The organism is Acetobacteroides hydrogenigenes (genome assembly GCF_004340205.1).
GTDB classification, from domain to species: Bacteria; Bacteroidota; Bacteroidia; order Bacteroidales; family ZOR0009; genus Acetobacteroides; species Acetobacteroides hydrogenigenes.
Map to the genome: position 1 here is coordinate 74,048 of NZ_SLWB01000013.1, position 19,291 is coordinate 93,338.

19 protein-coding genes are annotated in these 19,291 nt (G+C 47.2%); 3 read left to right on the forward strand and 16 right to left on the reverse strand.

All coding sequences use genetic code 11. From position 1 onward, the window contains the following. Positions 1 to 228 precede the first annotated feature (228 nt). Positions 229 to 1,761, forward strand: a complete 1,533-nt coding sequence (locus tag CLV25_RS12345; protein WP_131839963.1) for a M28 family metallopeptidase — start codon at positions 229 to 231, stop codon at positions 1,759 to 1,761. Positions 1,762 to 1,862: 101 nt separating this feature from the next. Here CLV25_RS12345 and CLV25_RS12350 read toward each other — a convergent pair whose 3' ends face one another. After that, the gene (locus CLV25_RS12350; RefSeq protein WP_131839964.1) at positions 1,863 to 2,300 is read right to left on the reverse strand and encodes an OsmC family protein; all 438 of its coding nucleotides are present in this window, start codon (positions 2,298 to 2,300) and stop codon (positions 1,863 to 1,865) included. A gap of 386 nt (positions 2,301 to 2,686) precedes the next feature. Beyond that, positions 2,687 to 3,415 carry a DUF6261 family protein gene (locus CLV25_RS12355; protein WP_131839965.1) on the reverse strand — a complete coding sequence of 243 codons (729 nt, stop codon included), beginning with the start codon at positions 3,413 to 3,415 and terminating at the stop codon, positions 2,687 to 2,689. Positions 3,416 to 4,128: 713 nt separating this feature from the next. Between CLV25_RS12355 and CLV25_RS12360 the strand changes: the two genes are divergently transcribed. After that, a complete protein-coding gene (locus CLV25_RS12360) occupies positions 4,129 to 4,536 on the forward strand; it encodes a hypothetical protein (protein ID WP_131839966.1) in 408 nt (135 codons plus the stop codon). Positions 4,537 to 4,610: 74 nt separating this feature from the next. Here CLV25_RS12360 and CLV25_RS12365 read toward each other — a convergent pair whose 3' ends face one another. The 10 genes from CLV25_RS12365 to CLV25_RS12410 all read right to left on the reverse strand — a co-directional run bounded on the left by CLV25_RS12365 (position 4,611) and on the right by CLV25_RS12410 (position 13,447). Continuing rightward, positions 4,611 to 5,354: an SDR family NAD(P)-dependent oxidoreductase gene (locus CLV25_RS12365; protein WP_131839967.1), complete on the reverse strand. Its 744-nt coding sequence runs from the start codon at positions 5,352 to 5,354 to the stop codon at positions 4,611 to 4,613. Between the two features lie 64 nt (positions 5,355 to 5,418). Beyond that, on the reverse strand, positions 5,419 to 6,018 hold the full coding sequence (gene hisIE / locus CLV25_RS12370; protein ID WP_131839968.1) for a bifunctional phosphoribosyl-AMP cyclohydrolase/phosphoribosyl-ATP diphosphatase HisIE: 600 nt from the start codon (positions 6,016 to 6,018) through the stop codon (positions 5,419 to 5,421). Positions 6,019 to 6,212: 194 nt separating this feature from the next. Then, positions 6,213 to 6,968, reverse strand: coding sequence for an imidazole glycerol phosphate synthase subunit HisF (hisF, locus tag CLV25_RS12375; RefSeq protein ID WP_131839969.1), 756 nt, complete (start codon positions 6,966 to 6,968; stop codon positions 6,213 to 6,215). Between the two features lie 2 nt (positions 6,969 to 6,970). Continuing rightward, the gene (hisA, locus tag CLV25_RS12380) at positions 6,971 to 7,687 is read right to left on the reverse strand and encodes a 1-(5-phosphoribosyl)-5-[(5-phosphoribosylamino)methylideneamino]imidazole-4-carboxamide isomerase (protein WP_131839970.1); all 717 of its coding nucleotides are present in this window, start codon (positions 7,685 to 7,687) and stop codon (positions 6,971 to 6,973) included. A 5-nt stretch (positions 7,688 to 7,692) separates the two neighbouring features. Beyond that, a complete protein-coding gene (hisH, locus tag CLV25_RS12385; RefSeq protein ID WP_131839971.1) occupies positions 7,693 to 8,277 on the reverse strand; it encodes an imidazole glycerol phosphate synthase subunit HisH in 585 nt (194 codons plus the stop codon). Beyond that, positions 8,277 to 9,425, reverse strand: a complete 1,149-nt coding sequence (gene hisB, locus CLV25_RS12390; protein WP_131839972.1) for a bifunctional histidinol-phosphatase/imidazoleglycerol-phosphate dehydratase HisB — start codon at positions 9,423 to 9,425, stop codon at positions 8,277 to 8,279. The genes hisH and hisB overlap by 1 nt, the downstream gene beginning before the upstream one ends. Before the next feature lie 2 nt (positions 9,426 to 9,427). Then, the gene (gene hisC, locus CLV25_RS12395) at positions 9,428 to 10,465 is read right to left on the reverse strand and encodes a histidinol-phosphate transaminase (RefSeq protein WP_131839973.1); all 1,038 of its coding nucleotides are present in this window, start codon (positions 10,463 to 10,465) and stop codon (positions 9,428 to 9,430) included. 39 nt (positions 10,466 to 10,504) lie between these two features. Further along, the gene (gene hisD / locus CLV25_RS12400; protein ID WP_131839974.1) at positions 10,505 to 11,794 is read right to left on the reverse strand and encodes a histidinol dehydrogenase; all 1,290 of its coding nucleotides are present in this window, start codon (positions 11,792 to 11,794) and stop codon (positions 10,505 to 10,507) included. Then, positions 11,794 to 12,651: an ATP phosphoribosyltransferase gene (gene hisG / locus CLV25_RS12405; RefSeq protein WP_131839975.1), complete on the reverse strand. Its 858-nt coding sequence runs from the start codon at positions 12,649 to 12,651 to the stop codon at positions 11,794 to 11,796. Before hisG ends, hisD begins: the two co-directional genes overlap by 1 nt. 238 nt (positions 12,652 to 12,889) lie before the next feature. Then, positions 12,890 to 13,447, reverse strand: a complete 558-nt coding sequence (locus CLV25_RS12410; protein WP_131839976.1) for an FKBP-type peptidyl-prolyl cis-trans isomerase — start codon at positions 13,445 to 13,447, stop codon at positions 12,890 to 12,892. A gap of 470 nt (positions 13,448 to 13,917) precedes the next feature. On the opposite strand from CLV25_RS12410, the gene CLV25_RS12415 reads away from it, so the two are divergent. Continuing rightward, positions 13,918 to 14,625 (forward strand): SDR family NAD(P)-dependent oxidoreductase, encoded by a 708-nt coding sequence (locus tag CLV25_RS12415; protein ID WP_131839977.1) that lies wholly within the window; start codon positions 13,918 to 13,920, stop codon positions 14,623 to 14,625. Positions 14,626 to 15,310: 685 nt separating this feature from the next. On the opposite strand, the gene CLV25_RS12420 is transcribed toward CLV25_RS12415, so the two are convergent. From CLV25_RS12420 to CLV25_RS12435, 4 genes are all read right to left on the reverse strand, one after another. Further along, complete coding sequence (locus tag CLV25_RS12420; protein ID WP_131839978.1) at positions 15,311 to 16,105, reverse strand: hypothetical protein; 795 nt, start codon at positions 16,103 to 16,105, stop codon at positions 15,311 to 15,313. Between the two features lie 239 nt (positions 16,106 to 16,344). Then, positions 16,345 to 17,418: a butyrate kinase gene (gene buk, locus CLV25_RS12425; RefSeq protein ID WP_131839979.1), complete on the reverse strand. Its 1,074-nt coding sequence runs from the start codon at positions 17,416 to 17,418 to the stop codon at positions 16,345 to 16,347. A gap of 14 nt (positions 17,419 to 17,432) precedes the next feature. After that, entirely contained in the window at positions 17,433 to 18,344 is a 912-nt protein-coding gene (locus CLV25_RS12430; RefSeq protein WP_131839980.1) for a phosphate acyltransferase, read from the reverse strand. Between the two features lie 19 nt (positions 18,345 to 18,363). Then, positions 18,364 to 19,269, reverse strand: coding sequence for a phosphate acyltransferase (locus CLV25_RS12435; protein WP_131839981.1), 906 nt, complete (start codon positions 19,267 to 19,269; stop codon positions 18,364 to 18,366). Between the last annotated feature and the right edge of the window lie 22 nt (positions 19,270 to 19,291).

Genomic DNA, 19,291 nt, shown 5'->3' on the forward strand with positions numbered 1-19,291 from the left:
GGAATGCCAAAATTTTGCATACTTTTAGTTTTGAATAACTATTAAATAGGCAATCCGAAATATCGTACTTCCTACATTCCAGAATGCTTCTGCTATAGCTATTCGAAACATCAAACGTAATCTAATAAAGTATGCTTATGAAACCCGCATGACTAGCAGTCGCAAACAGGTATGAATAAAGCCTTGTTATGCGGGTAACATCTAACCTTTAAAAACAATTTTATTCAGATGAAAAAAAGAATAATCGTGGCTCTATGCAGCTTATTAGCCCTTTCAGCGCATTCACAATCCGTCCCACTTAAGCAGAAGGCATCGGCCGATAGCCTTAAAAAAACGCTAACATTTCTTGCATCCGACAGCCTAAAAGGGCGTGCATCAGGTAGCCCAGAGCAAGTGGTTGCCGCCAACTTTATCGCCAAGTCCTTTATGCGGTATGGGCTTGAGGGGGCATCCAACAAAAGCGACAATCCCTTTTACCACCCATTCTACCTAGTTAACTACAGATTTCCGACCGACTATAAGATTCTAATAAAAGAAGCTAACCATTCGATTTCGCCCTATACCGATATGCATATTGTATCGGCACAGAAAATACACAACCAATGCTTCACCCCCTTTTTAGGGAATATCGACAGCATTAAAACAAATTTCCTAAAGGTTATTCCCTCTACCACACTCGATGATGGAATTGCCCAAGTAAGCAGAAGCATCAGCGAGCAACCTTCCATCAAAAGCTACATGCTAGTGCTGAGCAAGGAGCAGCAGAAAGCATACAATAAGGATCGGATGACCCTCCAATTCTCGCAAGGCGCATTGGTTAACGAAAAAGGCGACACACTACTGATGGGCTACTACAAAGAGACTATTCCGCTTAATAAGAATACGTGCTACACTCATGCTCTTTCATTCGTTAAAAGGAATCCGGGCATCACCCTATTTATCTCGAACGAGCAAGTGCTAAAAAGCCTGTTCAGCGATACAACTATTGCTATTGGCACAGCGAGCAATACTACCAAAGTTGGGAGGTCTATTGAAGTTAACGGGACAGCTGTTCCGGACAGGCTCCGCTTCCGCAAAGTGGCCAACGTTGTTGCCAAAATTGAGGGAACAAGCAAAAAGGATGAGGTAATCTTTGTGAGCGCCCATTTCGACCATATCGGAATTCTTCGTACGAAAAAGAATGAGGGCGCCAAGGCGGATACCATCTGCAATGGCGCCGACGACAACGGCTCCGGAACCTCGGCCATAATGGAGGTTGCCCGACTATTTGGCGAGGCCCAAAAGCAGGGATTTCGGCCACAACGAACCATTGTTTTTACGGCATTTTCAGGTGAAGAAGCAGGGCTACTTGGATCAAAAGCAATAATGGAACTCCCCATAGTACCGCTCGATAGAATTAAGGCTGACGTTAACCTCGATATGGTTGGCAGAACCGACTCGGAGCATACCGAATGGGACATGTACGCCTACACCATCCCTTTGGTAGACTCATTGGCATTACAAAAGAACATTGACATTGCTGCAAAATTGGCTAAAATTGACTTATCCGTAGAGTTTAATTCGCGCGATAAGGAGCTTTGGAGAAACGGTTCCGACCATGCCTCGTTCACCGAAAAAAACATTCCTGCAGTTGCCATTACCACAGGCATGCATCCCGACTACCATCAGCCTTCTGACGAAGTCGATAAGATCAACTTTAAGCGTTTGGAGCGCATAGCCACCTTTGCCTACTACCTTGTTTGGGAGCTGGCCAACCAGTAGCGCCGCTAATCGGCCTTCAGCCGTAAATGTATACGGGCTAAGTTCCCGAAAAAAAAAGCGTAGGCACTGCCTACGCTTTTTTTAAATATCTAACCCTAAACTTACTTAATAAATTTTGCCTCGAGGGTAATTGGCACTGCGCTCAACGCTCTAGAGATGGGGCAACCCGCCTTAGCTGCGTTTGCCAGCTCTACGAACTTCTCCTCGCTCATGCCCGAAACCTTTCCGGTAAGCTTTAGGGTAATTCCGGTTATGCTAAAGCCGCCCTCTCCCTGATCTAAGCTAACAACCGCATCGGTTACCAGCTCGTCGGCAGTAAACCCGGCACCCGCAATCTGAAAGCTTAGGGCCATGGTAAAGCAGCCCGCATGTGCTGCAGCAATTAGCTCCTCGGGGTTGGTTCCCGATTTACCCTCTTCATCCTTAAAGCGTGCCGCGAAGCCGTAAGGGGTGTTACTTAAGACTCCACTTGTAGAGGTTAATGCGCCTTTACCTTCTAATCCGTTGCCATTCCATTTGGCGGTTGCTTTACGTTTCATTCTTTTGAGTTTTTTAATTGTTTCATTATGTAGAAATACTACAATAGCTTTCTGTTTTACGACCTGTTCATCAGGTGCAGTATATAAACAATGGTACAAAAAAAAGTTCAATTGAAAGACCTTGGAGTAAACAAGATTCGGGCTTAACGATTAGTATTTAACAGAAAAAAAATGTTTTTTCGCCTTCTTAGCCGGCTACGCTGAGCCAAAGCTGCGATTAATGGCGGCTCTACTTCCGTGCAATCCGCATAATCCATCTAATCCGTGATCAAAAAAAGGAGCACCAACCTCCGTTGGCGCCCCTTCGTACTATTTGCTCCTACCCGTTGTAGGAACCGTTTCTTTGAAAGATTACGATTCGAAATTATTGCTTCTGCAAAAAAAGGCTACGCCTTTGGGGCGTCTTCCTTGTTGGCTTCGTTCTTCGTCTTGGCCTCGTTCTGCTCAAACTTGATGTTGAAGGCCTCGATCTTCTGGCAAAGGGCCACCCACTTGGGGTCGTTTGCATCCATCATCACCTCCACGTAAACCATGAGCTTGCGCAGGTCGGCCTCGAACTCCCTACGGGCCACCGAAGCCGAGTCGTAGGCCGCAAGGGCAGCCTTATCCTCCACGCCAAGCGTATAGGTGTCGTCGAATTTCTTGGCGGCATTCACGAGCTTGGCCATCTTCGGTTCCTGCTTTAGGGTAGCAATGTCGGCTGCGTTCTCGGGCTTCTGCATCTCCAAAATAAACTTGGAGAGCTGTGCCGTCTCCTTAACGTACGACAAGTCGAGAAACTCGGCTCCGTACTGCTCGAAGAGCACGTTTAGCCGCTGCGCAGCGGCAGCCTCGGCAGGCACCTCGGAGTACATTAAGCCCTGTACAACGGTACGGAAAATACGGTAGGCGCTATCGCGCTGTGCATCGAGGCTAAACAGCAGCTCGGTGTACGCATTCTTACGCGCCTTCATGTACCCCTGCACCATGAGGGTGTACGATTCCTTCACCCTAATAAAAGGCTTGGCGGTTAGCAATTCGGGTATCTCGGAGGTTTCGAAATAACCGATAATCTCCTTACCGTATCCAACGAGTGAATCGATAAGTCTCTTTGATAATGCTATAATCATTTTCATTGTACTGAATTTTTATTTATTGAAAGGCAGCTGCTCTCTAGTACAATCAAAAAAATTCAGGTCGGCAATCGATTCGTATCCGTCGTTTTGCTCCCAGCCAAGCTGTACGTTTAACGACGGCGGAGTTTTGCTCCCAGCCGAGCTGCGCGATCAACGACGGCGGAGTTTTACTTCCAACCGAGCTGCGCGATCAACGACGACGGAGTTTTGCTCCCAGCCAAGCTGCGCGATCAACGACGGCGGAGTTTTGCTCCCAGCCAAGCTGTGCGATCAACGACGGCGGAGTTTTGCTCCCAGCCAAGCTGTGCAATCAACGACGGCGGAGTTTTGCTCCCAGCAACCGATGCCAACCATTTTTGCCCATCTTTCAAAGAACCTGCCCCTAAATTAGCTTAAATTCTGTTTCGAACAAATATTTCGGGTTAATGAGCTGCTTTTTCACACCGCCTTCCTTCTTTTAGGATAGAAATGATTCTCAAGCCAATGCCGCAAACAATGCTCTACTAAAACTCGTAAAAAGGATTGTTACGTAACAAATAAGCGAAGTCATGAAACGATTAGGTATAGCAATAGGATTACTGATACTGTTCGTCACCGCATCGGCTAGCGATACCGATTCCTCGAAAAAATACCGCGTATAGTTCGATGCCAGCATTGGCCAGACCAACAGCACCAAGGGGGTAAGCTGCGACATGTACGGCTTTGGCCTAAGCATGGCCGACCGAAGGTTCTTCTACACGGTTAAGCTTACCCGAAACGAGGAAACATCCAGTTTCCTAATCACCTACGGTCCGCTGCCCTACGAGAAGTACACCAGCATCGACGCTACCATTGGCAAGGGTATTTCCAACAAGTTCCTTCAGCTACAGGGCTCGGTGGGATTAGGCGTTACAACGGGCATCAAGCGGGGAGCATTTCTGAGGTCGGAGTCAACCTTTTTTGGGACGATCGACTACTACGAGAAGGATCAATTTACGGCGCTATCGGTACCGCTAGAGGTAAGCATTATGTTTAAGCCTACCCGATGGCTTGGACTTGGAGTTGCAGGCTTCGGCAACCTGAATGGCGCCCGAACGTACAGCGGATACCTCTTTAGGCTATCGCTAGGACGGTTGCGGTAAAAGAAACCTCCCTCAAGCAAAAGCAATGCTTAAGGGAGCCCTTCGAATATGCTTAAGCAAGCTATACCGCCTTTCTACTCCTCGTACTTCATTCTACGTGTCATACCGCCGTCGATAACCAGATTCTCTCCCGAGATGAAGTTGTTGGCCGGATCGCTCAGGAAGATGCAGGCACGGGCAACATCGTCGGGCGTGCCGACGCGCTGAGAGAAGTGCTGGGTATGGTCTATTTTACGAAGCCCGGCGTAGTCTTCAACCTCAATCCATCCGGGGCTAATGCAGTTTACCTGAATGCGCTTTGTAGCCAGCGATGCCGCCATGGCGTGGGTAAGCGCCACAATGCCGCCTTTGGAGGCAGCGTAGGCCTCGGAGTTGGGCTCCGACATCATAGCTCGGGTAGATGCGATGTTAACGATGGCGCTTCCCTCGGGCATACGTGCGGCCGCCTCGCGCGAGCAGAGGAAGACGCTGCGCAAGTTGGTATTAATGATGCGGTCCCAGTTTTCGAGGCTCAGCTCAAACGGCGACTTCCACTCCGAGATACCCGCGTTGTTGATTAGGATATTGACAGGCTTATGGTAGCTGTCAATTATCTCGAAAAGCGATTCTATTGATACAGGGATGCTAACGTCGGTGGCAATATAGTAGGCTTCGCCTCCGCCCTCGCGGATGCTCTTTTCGAGCTCTTCTCCCCGCTTTTCGTCGATATCGGCAAGGAAAACGATTGCCCCTAAGCTCGAAAACTGAAGGGCAATCGACCTGCCGATGCCATTTGCGGCACCTGTAACCACCACAACTTTTCCTGAGAGCTGATTCATACCCGAACTTTTTGAGTTTACGTAAATGTATGCAATATCTTCCCACGAAAACAACAGATGCTCCCTACTTATGCCTTTCCTTAAGGATTGCCATTACATCGTCCCACGAGTAGCCTTTTGCGGCAAGCAGCACGGTTGTATGAAACATCAGATCGGCAGCCTCGTTGAGGAACAGCTCGCGATTGTCGTCCTTTGCCTCTATAACCAGCTCAACAGCCTCCTCGCCCACCTTTTGGGCAATCTTGTTGATGCCCTTTTGGAAAAGCTTCGCCGTATACGACGTCGCAACATCCATATCGCGCTTACGCTGGTTGACTACCGCCTCGAGCTCGTAAAGAAATTCGAGGTTACGAGGAGCGTTCACCTCGTTCCAGCAGGTATCCGAACCAGTATGACAGGTTGGTCCCATAGGCTCTGCCTTTACCAGCAGGGCATCGCTATCGCAGTCGGAGGCAATATCAACAAGGTTGAGAAAGTTACCGCTCTCCTCACCTTTTGTCCATAGCCTGTTCTTGCTACGGCTGAAGAAGGTGACCCGCTTTAGCTCCAGCGTTTTTCGGTAGGCCTCCTCGTTCATGTAGCCCAACATCAGCACTTTTCCCGTTGCTGCATCCTGTATAATGGCAGGCACAAGGCCGCCTTGCTTTTCGAAATCGATATTCATTAGTTTTTGTTTTAACACGTTTATTGAAAAAGATGTTAGACGTTAGTAGTTAGATTTTAGAGAAGGAGTTGATAACTTCCTCACTTTTTCCGCCCAACCCTAACAGGCTAGCCTTTATGATTACGCCCCTTCAGGGCTTGTACTTCTTCCGTTTAACTACAGTATAACTTCCGTTTAACTTCCGAATAACTTCTTTAAACCCTCACCGCTATTCCCTTATCCTTCAGAAACTGCTTTAAGCCCGGGATGCGAATCTCGCCGAAGTGGAAGACGCCTGCCGCAAGCGCCGCATCAGCCTTACCCTTGGTGAAGGTATCGTAGAAATCCATCATGTTTCCCGCACCACCCGAGGCTATTACAGGGATCGAGAGCATTTCAGAGAGCTCTGCAAGCGTTTCGTTGGCATAGCCTTCATGTACACCATCGTGATCCATCGAGGTAAAGAGGATTTCGCCAGCGCCCAACTCCTGGGCACGTTTTGCCCAAGCGAAGAGCTCCAATTCGGTTGGAATCCGACCTCCGTTTAGGTGCACCACCCACTTACCATCAATACACTTGGCATCGATGGCTACAACAACGCACTGGCTACCGAACTTTGCCGCCAAATCGGCAATAAGCTGCGGATTACGAACCGCCGCCGAGTTAATCGATACCTTGTCGGCTCCATTACGTAGCAGCAGCTGCACATCGTCCACGGTGCTAATGCCACCGCCAACGGTAAACGGAATGTTTATGCGCTCGGCAATACGCTGCACCAGCTCGGCAAAGGTCTTTCTGCCCTCGTGCGTAGCAGTAATATCGAGGAACACCAATTCGTCGGCACCCTCCTTGGCATACAAATCTGCAAGATCAACAGGGTCGCCGGCATCGCGAAGGTTAAGGAAGTTTGTGCCTTTTACGGTTCTCCCATCCTTAATATCCAGGCAGGGTATAATTCGTTTTGATAGCATTTCTACACCTCCTTTGCCAGCTCGTTAATGTTAATCCTATTCTCGTAGATAGCCTTGCCAATAATAGCCCCCCAGAGCCCCATTGCCTTTAGCTGCCTTACCTCATCGATAGAGGTTACACCACCGCTGGCAATCAGCTCTATTCCGGGAAACTTGCTCAGCAAATCGCCGTAAAGCCCCACTGCGCTACCCGAAAGCATCCCATCCTTGCTTACATCGGTACAGATAAAACGCTTGGCGCCTTTGTGTAGGTAGTCGGATATAAATTCTACCAATTCAATGCTTTCTACGTTTTGCCAACCGTTTACGGCAACCATGCCGTTAATGGTATCGGCACCGATGATTATCCTCTCAGCACCCCATCGTTCGAGCCAGTATAGCACCTCAGGCTGGTTCTTTGCAGCAATACTTCCAGCAGTAATGGCAGCCGCACCAGCATTTAGCGCCAACTCCACACTTGCAGCATCACGCAAGCCCCCTCCATAGTCAACCTCCAGCGATGTTTTTGCAGCAATTTGCTCCAACACCCCAATGTTTACAGGCTTCCCATGCCTAGCGCCGTCTAGGTCCACCAAATGGAGGTATTTAAAGCCTTTATCGGCAAACATTTTGGCTACCTCTAAAGGATTCTCGTTGTACACCTTTTTGGTGTCGTATGCCCCCTTTGTAAGCCTAACGCATTGCCCGTTGATGATATCTATTGCAGGAATTATCCTCATCTTTTCTACAGTTTTAAGAAGTTGTTTAGCAATCGCTCGCCCATTTCGCCACTTTTTTCGGGGTGAAACTGGCAGCCAAAGAAGTTATCCTTCTCCAGCGATGCGCTAAATGGAAGAATATAATCGCATACCGATGAAGTATTTGTGCAACACTCAGCATAGTAGCTATGCACAAAGTAGAAGTACGATTCTTCGGGAATTCCCTTAAAAATCGGGCTTCCGTTTGTTTTGATGCTGTTCCATCCCATGTGGGGAATCTTATCCTTGGCAGGGAACTTGTTTACAATCGTATCGAAGATAGCTAGTCCTTCCACGTTTCCCTCTTCAGTCCGAGTACACATAAGCTGCATGCCCAAACAAATACCTAAAACAGGAACCTTAAGACTTTTAATAGCATTATCCAGCCCTTTACCTTTCAAGGCATTCATAACAAACTCAGCATTCCCAACACCAGGGAATATTACCCGCTCAGCATTACCTACAACATCTGCGTCGCTACTAAGAATAGGCTTTACACCTAATCGGTTTAACGCAAACTCTACCGACTTTACGTTACCCGCACCGTAATCGACAATCACTAAATCTGCCATTACACAACTCCTTTCGTTGATGGAATCTCGTTGCTAACCTTCGAAATATCTCGACGAATTGCATCCTTAACCGCCTTTGCCAAGCCCTTAAAGATGCCCTCTGCAATGTGGTGCTCGTTTTCGCCCTGCGCGGTAACATGCAGGTTGCAGCGAGCCCCTTCGGCAAACGACTTAAAGAAGTGCTTGATAAGCTCCGTTGGCAGATCGCCAATCTTCTCGCGCTTAAAGCTTACATTCCACTCAAGATGCGTTCTACCGCCAAAGTCGAGAAGAATTGAAGCGCTAGACTCATCCATCGGAAGATAAAAGGCGTACCTTTCAATTCCCGCCTTATTACCCAAAGCTTTGGTAAATGCTTCGCCAAGGACAATCGCAGCATCTTCAACCGAATGGTGCTCATCGACATGCAAATCCCCCTTAACGGTTAACTTTAGGTCGATGCCGGAGTGCTTGGTAAAGAGTTCCAGCATGTGGTTAAGGAAGCCAATGCCTGTATCAATCGAAGCACGACCGTTTCCGTCGAGGTTTAGCTCGATGTCGATATCAGTTTCGCTAGTAGTGCGCTTTGCAGCAACCCTTCGCTGACCAAATCGAAGAAACTCGTAAATCTTCTCCCACGAAAGCGTCTCCAATGCAACGTATTCGGCAAGAGCATGTACCTTAATGCTAATCTCATCGCCTCCCAGATTCGAACCGTCGTTTATCCAAATAGCCTTGCATCCGATGTTCTTAGCCATTTCTACATCTGTAATCCTATCTCCGATTACAAATGAGTTTTCAATGTCATACTCACCATTTAAATATGACGTTAGCATGCCAATACGAGGCTTGCGGTTTGGCGAGTTCTCGTTAGGGAAGCTTCTATCTACGTGAAATGCATCGAACTCAATGCCAACAGAACCAAGAATTTCGAGCATAAGCCCTTGTACCTCATCGAATGCCTTCTGAGGATACGATGCTGTACCTAAGCCATCCTGATTGGTAACCATCACCAGCATGTAATCCAACTCCTTGGCGATACGCGCCATCATCGAAATGGCGTTTGGATAGAACTTCAGCTTAGCGATGCTATCAACCTGACAATCTTCGGGCTCGAGAATCAGCGTGCCATCCCTATCAACGAACAGTATTTTTTTCTTATCTGCCATTGCTAAATGAAGTATTGGTTAAGAGCCTTAACTAACATCTCGTTCTCATCGGGAGTGCCAACGGTTAAGCGGATACACCCTTCGCACCACTTTTCCTTCGATCTGTCGCGGGCAACGATGCCGCAATCGAGCAAGAATTGAAATAGATTTGCCGTATCCTTAAACTTAACCAGCAAAAAGTTAGCATCCGATGGATAAACCTTCTCTACAATGTCCAACTTCGAAAGTTCAGCGCTCAGCCAATCGCGTTGCTCGACGATGATATCAACCTTAGCATTGAAAGCCTCTATATCGTTAAGGCTGTTAAGCGCAACCTGCTGGCTAAGGATATTTACGTTGTAGGGCGCTTTAACCTTGTCCATAACCGCCAAGAGGTCCTTAGATCCAATGCCAACGCCTACACGGGCGCCCGCCAATCCCCACGCCTTCGAAAGCGTCTGCATAACGAAGATATTTGGATACTTCTCTATTAGCGAAACGGCACTCTCCGATGTGGTAAAGTCGATGTAAGCCTCGTCAACCACCACAAGACCATCAAAATTTGAGGCGATTGTTTCTATAACATCAATTGGCACTAGGTTTCCAGTTGGATTATTGGGCGAGCAAACAAAAATTAGCCTTGTATTTTCGTTTACTGCTGCTAAAACAGCCTCTGCATCCACCGAAAAGTCTTCGCGCAAGAAAACCTTGGTTATTGCGACATCGTTTATCTCGGCAGAAACGGCATACATGCCGTATGTTGGAGGCATAACAATGGCGTTAGCCTTACCCGGATCGCAGGTTACTCGGTACAGTAGGTCTATAATTTCGTCGGAACCGTTGCCGATGAAAACATTCTCGGGCTTTACTCCCTTTATTTGGGCAAGGCATGCCTTTAGCTCCCTTTGGTGTGGATCGGGATACCTGTTTACACCTGTATTGAACGGGTTTTCGTTGGCATCGATCCACACGCTAGCCTCACCCGAAAAGTCGTCGCGAGCCGAAGAGTAAGGCTTTAGCCTCTTAATATTCTCCCTTAATATGTTGTTCAGATTAAACATTTCAAAATGCTTTATTTCAAATTTATATAACGATTACCATTACCTGTTCTTCAGGTATTCGAGGCGAAGAGTAACCGCATTCTTGTGCCCGTTTAGCTTCTCCGTCTCTGCCATTATTTCGATGGTTGGACCAAGATTCTTAATCCCCGCCTCACTGATTTCTTGGAAGAAGATTTTCTTGGTAAACGAGTCGAGTGATATGCCGCTGTAGGCTCTTGCAAAGCCGTTGGTTGGCAAGGTGTGGTTGGTTCCCGAAGCATAATCTCCGGCACTTTCGGGCGTATAGTTGCCTAGGAATACCGAGCCCGCATTTACTACATTTTGGGCAAAATCGGCGTAGTTCTTTACCGAAACAATTAGGTGCTCGGGTGCATAAAGGTTAGCCACCTCCAACGCCTCTATTTCGCTATCAACGGTAACGATTCTAGACTTTGCCAATGCTTTCTCGGCAATAGCCTTGCGAGGAAGGCTAGAAAGCTGCAGCTCCAGTTCCTTCTCAACCTCTTTTAGGTTCAACCCGTCAATCGCCACCAAGATAACCTGGCTGTCCTGCCCGTGCTCAGCCTGCGAGAGCAAATCGGAAGCCACAAAACGAGGGACAGCCGTAAAATCGGCAACAACCATTACTTCCGATGGTCCTGCTGGCATGTCGATAGCAACGCCTTCCATAAAGGCAAGCATCTTAGCTGCGGTGACGTACTGGTTGCCCGGACCAAATATTTTGTAAACCTTAGGCATGGATTGGGTTCCGTAGGTCATCCCGGCAACGGCTTGAATACCGCCTGCCTTAAAGACCTTGGTAACACCCGAGAGCTTTGCAGCATAAAGGATTGCCGGATCGATAGTACCATCCTTACGAGGCGGCGTGCAGAGCACAATCTCCTTGCAACCTGCAATCTTTGCAGGTACGGCAAGCATTAGCACCGAGGAGAACAGAGGTGCACTACCTCCCGGTATATACAATCCTACCTTTTCGATGCCAACGGTACGCTCCCAGCAGGTTACGCCGCTTACCGTTTCAACCTTTTTTGAGGCTTTAGCCTGACTGGCGTGAAATGTTTCTATATTTTGCTTGGCAACGGCAATTGCCTTTTTAAGTTCCTCACCTACCAAACTATCGGCGATATCCAGCTCCTGCTGCGACACTTGGATAGTATCTACTGTAACCCCATCGTAGTGGTAGGTGTACTTGCTGATAGCCTCATCGCCCTTTCTCCTCACCTCATCAAAAATGATTCTTACAATTCTATCGAGTTCTTCCCTTTCCATAGTTGGACGGGCTATCTGCTGCTCGAAGTCAGCACCTCTTTTGTACTTAATGGTCTTCATCAGATGATCATTTTTTCGATTGGAACAATGAGGATACCTTGGGCACCAGCATTGCGAAGCTGGTCGATAATCTCCCAAAACTCGCTCTCGTCGATTACGGAGTGGAGCGAACTCCAGCCCGGCTCGGCAAGCGGAATTATGGATGGGCTTTTCATCCCGGGAAGGATGCTGATAATCTCGTCAATCTTTTCGTTGGGGGCATTCAGAAGCACGTACTTCTTGTTTTTTGCCTCCAGTACGGCCCTGATGCGGAAGAGCAGCTTTTCGAGGATTTCTCGCCCCTCTTGGTCCAGAATTGGTGAAGATGCCAGACAGGCTTCAGAAGAGAAGAGCACCTCTACCTCCTTCAACCCATTTGTAAAGAGGGTGCTCCCGGAGCTAACGATATCGCAAATGGCATCGGCAAGACCAAGGTTGGGGGCTATCTCTACCGACCCCGATATCTCGTGAATCTCGGCATCGATACTATTCTGGGTGAGAAATGCCTTTACGGTGTTGGGGTACGAGGTTGCCAGCTTCTTGCCGTTTAAATCGGCCTTTCCACCGTAGGTTTGCCCTTTAGGGATGGCGATAGACACCCTGCATTTAGAAAAGCCTAACGACAGCTCGTTTGTGATGTTTTTCTCAGCCTCAATAAGGGTGTTTTCGCCAAGAATGGCAACATCGGCCACGCCATCTTCGAGGTACTGTGGGATGTCGGAGTTACGTAGATAGAGAACATCTACAGGAAAGTTTCGGCTTGGTATGATAAGGCTGTTGGCCGAACCATCTAAGCTGATGCCGCACTCTTTAAGCAGCTGTAACGAATCATCTTTAAGACGACCTGACTTCTGGATTGCAATTTTTAACCTGCGCATGTGATGTAGTTTTTGTTGGCGATGCTCAGGGGTCCATTGCTATAAACAAAAAAACCAACCTGAACATCAGGTTGGTTTCTATTTTTTATGCTATTCTACATAAATCATCAAACCCATACCCGATGGCATGCAGCATGATGATGATGATGTAGATTAAATAGCTTCATTTTCTCGTTTTTGACGGGTGCAATGTAGAAAACTAAATTGCTATTGGCAAAAATGTAATCTTTAAAAAAGGTTATTCGCAGCCACAACCGCTTCCGCAGCCTTCGCCAGTGCTGCAATCGCCTTCGCAACCACACTCGCTTCCGCAGCCACCTGCGTGTACGTGTCCGTGAGAAAGCTCCTCTTCGGTAGCCTCGCGAACGCCAACAACCTCACCAGCAAAGCTTAGATCGGCACCAGCAAGCATGTGGTTGAAGTCCATAACTACAACCTCGTCCTTAACTTCAACAACAGTACCCATCATGCGGTGGCCTTCGCCATCCATCATAGGAACTTGGTTGCCAAGGGTAAGAAGCTCTGGGTCGATTTGTCCGTCAACCTCAAAGATATTCTTTGGTAGCTCTACGATAGCCTCATCAACCTTTGGACCGTAAGCATCGTCGCTTGGTAGCATAAAGCTAAACTTATCGCCAACCTTTAATCCGCTTACGTTCTCTTCGAACTTTGGAAGAAGGTAGCCTGCGCCAAAGATAAATTCCATTGGCCTATCAGCAGTAACAGTTTCGATTACGTTACCATCTACGGTTAGCTGGTAGGTTAATGAAACAACAGCGTCTTTTGAAATATTCATCGATAAAAAATTAAATTTCAACAATAAAGGAAGGTCATCTTCCTTGAAAGTGCAAAACTAAACAAATAAAATTATTCCTAGGTTCAGCCGTTAACTTTTATTTAGTGAAGCGACATGTAAATCATCATAAATGATTACCCGCAGCTTCCGCGTAAATGGCTAAACGGCAAACTCTATTGGTAGATGAAGTTAGAAGAAGTTAGATGGAGTTAGACGAAGTTAAAAGAAGGGGTTATACTCAACTCTTGCCATATTATAATCGAAAACTCTGAGTTCTAAGGCTGACACAAGCATTCTTTTAACTCCATGTAACTTCCTGTAACTTCATCTAACTTCTACTCAAGGCACCCTCGAAAGTTAAAAGCGAAATCCCAGACTCTCTCGCCCTTCTCTTTGATTCCTCAAAATAAAGAACGAACTTTAAACACTCCGACCGCTTCTTTGTATAAGAGAATAAAACATCCAACGCAATGAACATCGTAATTACAGGTGCAAGCAAGGGTATAGGCTTCGAGGCTGCCAAGCACCTTGCCGCCGCTGGCGACCACACCATTGTAGCTATCGCCCGAAATGAGGAAAACCTTAAGCAGCTCAAGAACGCCTGCCTGCACGAGAATATTAAGGCAAAAGTCTTTCCTGTTCCGTTCGATTTAGGCGTACTAAACGGCATAGAGACGCTGCTCGTAAAGCAAATTCTCTCGTTTATTTCCAACGTTGATATCCTTATAAACAATGCAGGAGTGCTAGTAAATAAGCCGTTTGCCGAGACTTCTCTTGAAGATATCCAGGAAACTATTAGCACCAACTACCTGGCCCCCTCGATACTCATTAGGGCGCTGCTACCGCACTTCGCCAGTAGCGCACATGTCGTTAACATCAGCAGCATGGGGGGCTTTCAGGGAAGCGCCAAGTTTGCCGGGCTATCGGCCTATAGCGCGGCCAAGGGCGCCATTGCCGTGCTCACCGAGTGCCTTGCCGAGGAGTACAAGGATAGCGGATTCCGCTTCAACTGCCTAGCCTTTGGAGCAGTGAATACCGAGATGTTCAAGATGGCATTCCCCGGCCATACGGCTCCGCTCGAGCCTAGCGAGATGGGAAAGTACGTGGCCGACTTTGCGCTTAACCAGGCGAGGTACTTCAACGGTAAGGTTATTCCGGTGTCGTCGGCAACGCCGTAGGCATAAGGTCGACTTGCTGGGGCCAAAGCTGATTGCAACAGGCAATGGGGAGGCCTCGCGCTATCGAAATAGCCCCAGCTCAAGCATACAAGCCAGCTGGAGGGCTCGAGAATAAACCGTTTGAGCTAAAGAAGCTGACTTGGAAGCCCGAAAAAAAGATACTACGGCAAAAAAGTCAACTTGGAGCCCCCAAAAAAATATTTTTCCCCTAAAAAGTCGACTTGGAAGCCCGAAAAAAATTTTTTGAGCAAAGAAAGTCGACTTGGAGGCTTGAAAAAAAAATATTACGGCAAAAAAGTCAACTTGGAGCCCCCAAAAAAATATTTTGGCCCTAAAAAGTCGACTTAGAGGCTCCGTGCAGCTTTGTAATGGCAAAAAAGTTGACTTGGAAGCCTAAATCCGTTCAGCACAGTAAAAAAAGTGCACTTGAAAGCACGAATCCGTCTGGCGCTGGCAAAAAAGTGCACTTGGAAGGATAATTCCGTTCGGCGCAGCAAAAAGATCTGAAAAAAGCTTCACCATCATAAAAAAGTAAAGGTTGGCAAGCGCCAACCTTTTACCTTTATAATATCTATCGAAGGATACTACTTGTACTCCTTAGGGGTAATCTCAACCTTCAAAACGCCAACAGAGAAAGCGAAGCTGCAGCTTCGCTTTCTCTGTTGGCATGCCAGTATTGACAATACTACATTTCAACACCCAGCCGTATACGGTACTCAGCCCACTGCTCAGGTGTTACAGCATCTAAGCGCGATAACATGGTAGGAAGTAAATCGAAATGACGCTTTATGCGTTCGGTTTTAATGAGAGGAACTCCTTCCTCCTCATCTATTTGCCCATCATAATCCGCCAAATACGCCTTTTCATACTCATCGCGGTACAGCTCTTCGGCGCTTCGGGGCTCATCGTTTAGCAGACGCCCAACCATAAAGTCAATGTAGAACATCAAAAACAAGCCACCAGGTGCCATGCTGCTATCAAAGGTGTAGAGCTGGTTATTCCATGTCTGCGTTTTAACGGGTGCCGAGCGGAAGCTGCTGCGGATGCCCGCCAGCGTGGAGTTACACTCGAACCAGGGCAGCATAAACTTGGTAAAGAGCCGCTCAAACTCCATCAGCACATCCTCGTCAATAAGCCGATCCTCCACCGGATAGCCGTCGGAGAATACAATTTCTCGGGTAAAGCCAGCAATTTTGCCCCCTTCGTCATTTAGGGCATGATCTGTATCGAGCCTGATAAGAGTCCCTCCATCTTGATCAATTTCACGTCCTAGTATTTCACGCATAACCTCACAAAAAAGAGGTGACTCTACATAGCACACGAAGTGTATTGCTCTATAATATCCTGTATAGATATTTAAAACACGCAATATCAGATTCCCCTTCTTTAGGATGGCTTCTTTCGTTGATTTTGTATACTTAAAGCCAAACTCTTTGTACACGCCCTGCATGTAGGGCTCTAGCTCCTTCTTAAAATCCATCTTTCTTAGGTTAAAAACGGGTTTCTAGCTTTTTAATATTCAGTTCTCGATCCATTAGGATATCCCTCGCACTACATAGCCTACCTCAGCACTCAACGCTAGCCGAAGTTTTGCGGCTTCGACTTAAGCAGCGGCCTACAAACCGCCATGAAAGTAGCAAAAAATCCAACCCGTTCCCCCTAAAAAAGTAAAGGTTGGCCACTGCCAACCTTTTACCTTATAATATCTAGTGAAGGATACTACTTGTACTCCTTGGGGGTAATCTCGTTCTTCAGTACGAATAGCCCGTTCATGGCCAGCGCAGCCATTTCGTCCTCGCCGGGGTAAACCACAACAGGAGCGGCAAACGAAACCATATCCTTTACGTAGTCTACAATGAAAGGATTGTGGGCCATTCCACCAGTAAGAATAATACCATCAACCTTCCCCTTAAGCACGCTAATCATGGTTCCAATCCATTTGCCGATGTTGTACGACATGGCATCTTGAAGCAGCTTAGCCTCAGCATCGCCGTTTACAGCTTTCATCTCCAGCTCGTAGGCGTCGTTACTTCCGGTAAAGCCCACAAGTCCACCCTTTCCGTTGATGATCTTACGAACCTCCTCGTAGGTGTACTTGCCGCTAAAGCAAAGCTTTGCCAGCTGACCGGCAGGAAGCGTTCCAGAACGCTCGGGAGAGAATGGGCCTTCGCCATCGAGCGCATTGTTAACGTCGATAACGCGCCCCTTTTCGTGAGCGCCAACCGATACTCCGCCACCAAGGTGCGCAATAATAAGGTTTAAATCCTCATAGTTTTTACCAACGCTCTTGGCATAGGTACGAGCAATTGCTTTCTGATTTAGGGCGTGGAAAATTGAGATGCGGCTAAAAAGCGGATGACCTGCAAAACGGGCAACAGGCTGTAGCTCGTCTACCACTACAGGATCGGCGATGTAGGCCTTTGCGCCAAGCTCCTTAGCAATATCATCGGCAATAAGTCCACCAAGGTTGCTGGCATGCTCGCCCATAAGCCCATTGCGCAAATCGGCTTTCATAGCCTCATTAACTTCGTACACACCCGACTCTATTGGCTTTAGCAATCCACCTCTACCAACAACTGCAGTAATACTCTTAAGGTCGATTCCTGCAATACCCAGCTCCTTTAGGATAACCTCCTTACGGAACGAAAACTGGTCGGCAATCGTAGCAAAAGGCTTTAACTCGTCGGCCGAGTGCTTAATATTTTTTAGAAAGATGTTCTCGTCATTGGCAAAAACTGCAATCTTGGTTGATGTCGAACCAGGATTAATGGCCAATATTTTATAGCATTCCATAGTTATGTTGTTTTTTAGTTTGCCATTAAGGATGCCGTTGCAATGCAGTAGAGCTTCGATTTAGCGCTCTCGCTACGCGACATCATAATAACCGGCTTCGAAGTTCCCTGTATGAAGCCACCAAGTTCGCCATCAGCAAAAAGCATCAGCCCCTTATAAAAAGAGTTGCATGCTTCGATGCTTGGGAATATAAGGATATCGGCATCGCCGTTTACAGGGGTTGGCACACCTTTTATCTCAACGCTCTTCGGATCGCATGCCAAAAAGACATCCAACGGCCCATCGATAGTACATTCGGGAAGCTGTCCTCTATTTGCCATTTTACAAATAGTTGCATCAACCAATGTATTAGGAATTGATTCATTGGGCTTTTCAACAGCGCTTATTAGCGCCACCTTGGGGTTGTCAATGCCAAAGCGGTTGGCCATTTTTACCGCATAGCCAATCATTGCAACCTTCTGCTGCAACGTTGGAAAAGGTATAACAGCCGGATCTGATATGAATAGAAGCTTGTTATATGCCGGGATTTGAAGAGCACAAACGTAGGTCATTACCGCTCCTGGCAACAAAAGGCCATTCTCCTTGTCGAGAACAGCCTTCAGAAACTTGTCGGTACCAATTAGCCCCTTCATCACCATATCAACCTCGTTTGCACGAGCCATACGAACTGCCTCTTTGGCAGCGGCAGCATCGTTAGGGATATTTATGATGGTAAACTTTGAAGGATCGACACCTTCCTGCCTTAGCTTTTCTACGATTTTATGCTCATCGCCTATCATAAATGCCTCAATAAGGCCCAAATCGGTTGCCTCGTTTACAGCACCAAGCGTGTTTTCGTCTTCGGCAAGGACAACCGCCACACGACTTTTCTTTCCTGTTGACTTCAGCGTTGAAATCAGCTCATCAAGGCTTTTGATAGGAGTCATATATTGTTTTTTATGATGATTACTTTGCAACTAGCGCAGCAAGCGCGATAGAGTAAAGCTTCGAAAGGGTAGAATCGCCTCGCGATGAAAGTACTGCAGGAGCTTTGGTTCCGCAAACAATGGCACCTAGTTCGGCACCTGCAAGCTTTGTAGCACTCTTGTAGAATACGTTTCCAGCCTCAATATTAGGGAAAAGAAGACAGTCTGCATCGCCAGCAACCTCGCCACCGACCTTTTTTACCTTAGCAACTTCGGCATCGATTGCCACATCTAAAGAAATTGGGCCATCTAAAACACCGCCCTTTAGCTGGCCGCGTTCCGACATTTTTGCCAAGATAGAAGCCTCTACGCACGATGGCATACTAGGAAGCACCTTCTCCGATGCAGTAATAGCAGCAACCTTGGGTCGATCGATGCCAATCATCATGGCAACTTCAATCAGGTAGTTGGCAATTGCCGTTTTTTGGTTTAAATCGGGATATGGAATAACAGCAACATCGCTAACAAGAAGAAGCTTATGGTATGCAGGAATTTCCATAACAGCAACATGGCTAAGTACCCCCTTAGGAGGAAGAAGCCCATTCTCCTTATTTAGAATGGCGCGCATGTAGTTATCGGTGCTACAAAGACCCTTCATTAGGATATCGCCTTCGCCTGCATTGATTAGCTCTACCGCTCTACGAGCCGCCTTTACTTCGTTGGCCTCTTGTACAATTACAAACTTATTGGCATCAATGCCTTCTTCGGCGCAAACTTTTAGGATCGTATCCCTATCACCAACAAGAGTACCGTCTACAAGACCTTTCTCTATTGCCATATTAACGGCTCCGATGGTGTGAGAGTCGTTTGCATAAGCTGCTACAATACGCTTTTTGCTTCTAGTTTTAAGAAGCTCAAACATTTGTTCGAGTTTATTAATAGCCATTGTGTTTTAAATTACATTTGTT